We start from the raw sequence: 3412 nt of genomic DNA on the forward strand, positions 1-3412 counted from the left end.
ATAGTGAAACTCCTCATTTTCACCTTTCAATATAGCTTCTTTAGTTTGAACTATTACTTCAGCTTCTAGCTTTCCACCACCAATAGAACCCATTATGCTTCCTTTCGAATCCACTGCCATAATTGATCCTGCTGATCTAGGCGTAGATCCTGAAGAATGAGTAAGTGTAACTAATGCAGCTCTTTCTCCCCTTTCCAAGCATTCATCTATAAATTCAAGTACTTTTCTCTCCATAGTCTTCCTCCTAATTTATCAGAGCATTAAAAAAAGCCAACACAAAAAGAAATGGTTCTTTTCGTGTTGACCGATTCATGCTAAACTTCAAAGTCTTCATAAATTTTTATCATTCACTAAATTTATATTCTATTATAATCTATAATACCTTTTGTACTATAGTTTACTACAAAAGTCATATCGATGTATTCAAGCCACTCTCTGAGTTCTTTTCAACCCTCGACCACCGACTCTGACAATATTATATCATAGTTGCTTTATTTTGACAATTCAGTCTTTTGGTTAAAATCTTAATTTTATGACATCTCTATTGGTGTCAACACATGTATTTATTAGCTCTAACCTTGATTTTTCGCCAATAATCATCATAACCATATTTTCTATTTCTTGGTAATTTGCCTTATAAAATATTTTTCTATTGTACTTCACTAATTCATGATTTTCTCGTTTTTTCATCAAACTGAGTTCCATAGGAGTCAATACTTCTTCTGCTTTTATTTCAATACTTCTTCCTTGAATGAATACCTTAACCCATTTCGGACCTTTCCCTGTGTTCTCTTTTAGGAAAAATGCTATTTTTTTGCTTATTTCTCCCTCTATTTTGACTTTTTTCTCTCTATTAAGCCAATATCTTCCATGCTCTACCACTAAGTCTTTTTTTCTTGAAAATATTGAAATACTAACGTCTTTTATTCCCTCTAACAATTTTTCATTGTCTATAGGCTTGATTATGTATTTTTTTATACCTAAGTCTATAGATTTTAGCAAATCTTCTTGATTTTTTGAATTAGATATTATCATTATGGCTTGATTTTTATTTTTAGATTTTATCTTTTCAATCATCGTAAATCCGTCCATGACTGGCATGTCCAAATCAGTAATTATGAGTTCGGGTTTTTCCTCATCGTAAAGCTCCAATCCTTGTCTCCCATGATTTGCCACTATAAGTTTTCCAACACGATATCTTAAAAATCTAGCTATATCTTTTTGTAAATCCACATCATCTTCTACTAGTAAAACCTTGAGTGTCTTTAGCAATTCAGCTTGCTCAATTTTCATAACTTCCACCCCTTGTACTTCACCTACTAAAAAATCAATAAACTAAAATAAACTTTCGACCTATTTAGCCTAATTTACAACTTACAGTCAAGAGAAAGAATTGCTTCTAATACTCCACCTGCAATATTTCTAGCCTTGTCTGATATTTTATAACAATTTTCTTTTTGATCCAATCGAGGGTCTACATCTCCAATTTTCATTCCCTTAAATACTACAGTCTCATCTCTAATGATCCCTCGCAGTATTCCAGTAAGCGTTGCTAAAACTGCTTCTCCTTCAACATGAGCTATTACTTCATCTTTTTCGACACTATCTCCGATGTCTTTTATAAGTTTTATCTCGCCTGCATTTGGACTATAGATTACTCTATCTTTCGCATGACCAGCTATATTTCCTGGAATACCTGTATTTGGCATGGCACTTCCACTGAAAATTACTCTTCCCAAGTTGTGACCTCTCATAGTCTCCACTATAGCATTTACATCTTGTCCAACTTCAAATCCCGGACCTAAGCCAATAACTATTGGTGCTAAGTCTATACGAGTTCCCAAATTTTTCTTAGCTAATATTGCATCTACAACTACATCGGGTTGTATGCTTTCTATACTCTTTCCTTTTGGATCGATTTTTACAGGAATTATTCCTTGATCCCAGCATTTTTCTATTTCTTCTATAGAGTCCACTAATCTAGCTCTATCACCTTCTATAACGACTTCTGATTCATAAACAACATCACTAAAACTTACCTTTCTACGAATAGCTGTCGGCTTAGCGATTTCCAATACCAACACCTTAAAACCACATCTATGCAATTTTTGTATTGTACCAGATGCTACATCTCCACCACCACGCATAATAACGATTTGTTCTGTCCTGTTTTTCACGAATGTCATCTCCTCTTTTTGTTAACGTTTCTCAAGCGCATATATATCTTGTAGCTTATCATTTATAAATACATATGCATCATCTATTCCTTTATTGTAAATTTTCTTTCCTAGATTATCTAAGAAAAAATCCAATACCAATTCTGCAGCCAATATCCCTATATCTTCGTCTCTTTCTTTATCAAAAAAAGCTATGATTTCATCTATCATTTGCTTTTTTTCTCCTGGTTTTAAATCAAAATTTTCTAATCCCACTGTACAAACCCCTTTACTACTCTATTCTATCGTCAATGTATCTAATCATTGAATGACAAACAGGCTGAAAATATTTTAACCAGAATCTTCTAGCTAATATATTTGCCGTCTCAAAATCAACTGTAAGTCTCTCAAAACTATGCTCAAAAGCCCATTTTTCAACATGAGTCAAAAGACTCTTAGCAACTTTTTGATTTCTAGCCTCATCTATAACGTGAGTCTCTTGTATACTAAGTGATTTTTCATCCATAACTATAGTACTTGCATTATCTGCATTGTACTGTGTCTTCATAACTGCAATCAATTTATCATTTTGCTCTGCAACCCACAATATTATGGTTTCGTCTTCGAGATAAGCTCTCACACTATCCTTTAAATCCTCTGCATGTGAAAATAAAAATATAGGTGAGTTGTACATATAATCATAGTGTGTATCCAATATAGCAACTATTTGATCTAAATCCGAAACTTTCGCTTGTCTCACTTTATATGGTGTTTTTTGTGGAATTTCATCTTCTACTTTTTTTATTCCATCAATTAAAAGCATACCATATCCATTAAAAAAGCTCTCTCTTATAAGATGCTCATCGTGATCCATAATTGTAATAGCATGTACATGACAATTTTCTCCAATACACGCATCGTATAAATAAGTATACAATTGACTGTAAAGCCACTCTGGATCATCCACTGCCGCTCCATGCCCCCACTCTGGAGTATAAAGTCCTTTCCCACTATTTTTAAAATCATCGATTTCAATTGCTGTCATATAACCTACAATCTCATCAGAATTGTCTATTGCAACTATCCCAACACCATTGCCTACCATCCAGCTCACATAGTCATTTACTGCATCTCTAGTAGCATATTTAGCTGGTAAATTAGGATGTTTCTCCAACACCCTAAAATAGTTCTCTATAAATAAACCTGTTATAGAAGATATATCCTCTTCTCGTATCTCTCTAAATTCGTAGTTCACA

At 33.4% G+C, this 3412-nt stretch carries 5 protein-coding genes; all 5 read right to left on the reverse strand.

All coding sequences use genetic code 11. From position 1 onward, the window contains the following. On the reverse strand, nucleotides 1-234 hold a 234-nt coding region (locus tag N4A40_15945), incomplete at its 3' end, for an XdhC family protein (GenBank protein ID MCT4663345.1). A gap of 282 nt (nucleotides 235-516) precedes the next feature. Further along, a complete protein-coding gene (locus N4A40_15950) occupies nucleotides 517-1293 on the reverse strand; it encodes a response regulator (protein MCT4663346.1) in 777 nt (258 codons plus the stop codon). Nucleotides 1294-1367: 74 nt separating this feature from the next. Continuing rightward, complete coding sequence (gene yqeB / locus N4A40_15955; protein ID MCT4663347.1) at nucleotides 1368-2177, reverse strand: selenium-dependent molybdenum cofactor biosynthesis protein YqeB; 810 nt, start codon at nucleotides 2175-2177, stop codon at nucleotides 1368-1370. A 21-nt stretch (nucleotides 2178-2198) separates the two neighbouring features. Continuing rightward, nucleotides 2199-2432, reverse strand: coding sequence for a DUF2164 domain-containing protein (locus N4A40_15960; protein MCT4663348.1), 234 nt, complete (start codon nucleotides 2430-2432; stop codon nucleotides 2199-2201). 16 nt (nucleotides 2433-2448) lie between these two features. Then, nucleotides 2449-3412: GNAT family N-acetyltransferase (locus tag N4A40_15965; protein MCT4663349.1), on the reverse strand; the 964-nt coding region annotated here is incomplete at its 5' end.

It is taken from the genome of Tissierellales bacterium, from assembly GCA_025210965.1.
Lineage (GTDB): Bacteria > Bacillota > Clostridia > Tissierellales > JAOAQY01 > JAOAQY01.

Coding starts and splice junctions, on each gene's coding strand:
- N4A40_15950 (MCT4663346.1), bottom strand. CDS start 1,293: ATGAAAATTGAGCAAGCTGAATTGCTAAAGACACTCAAGGTTTTACTA.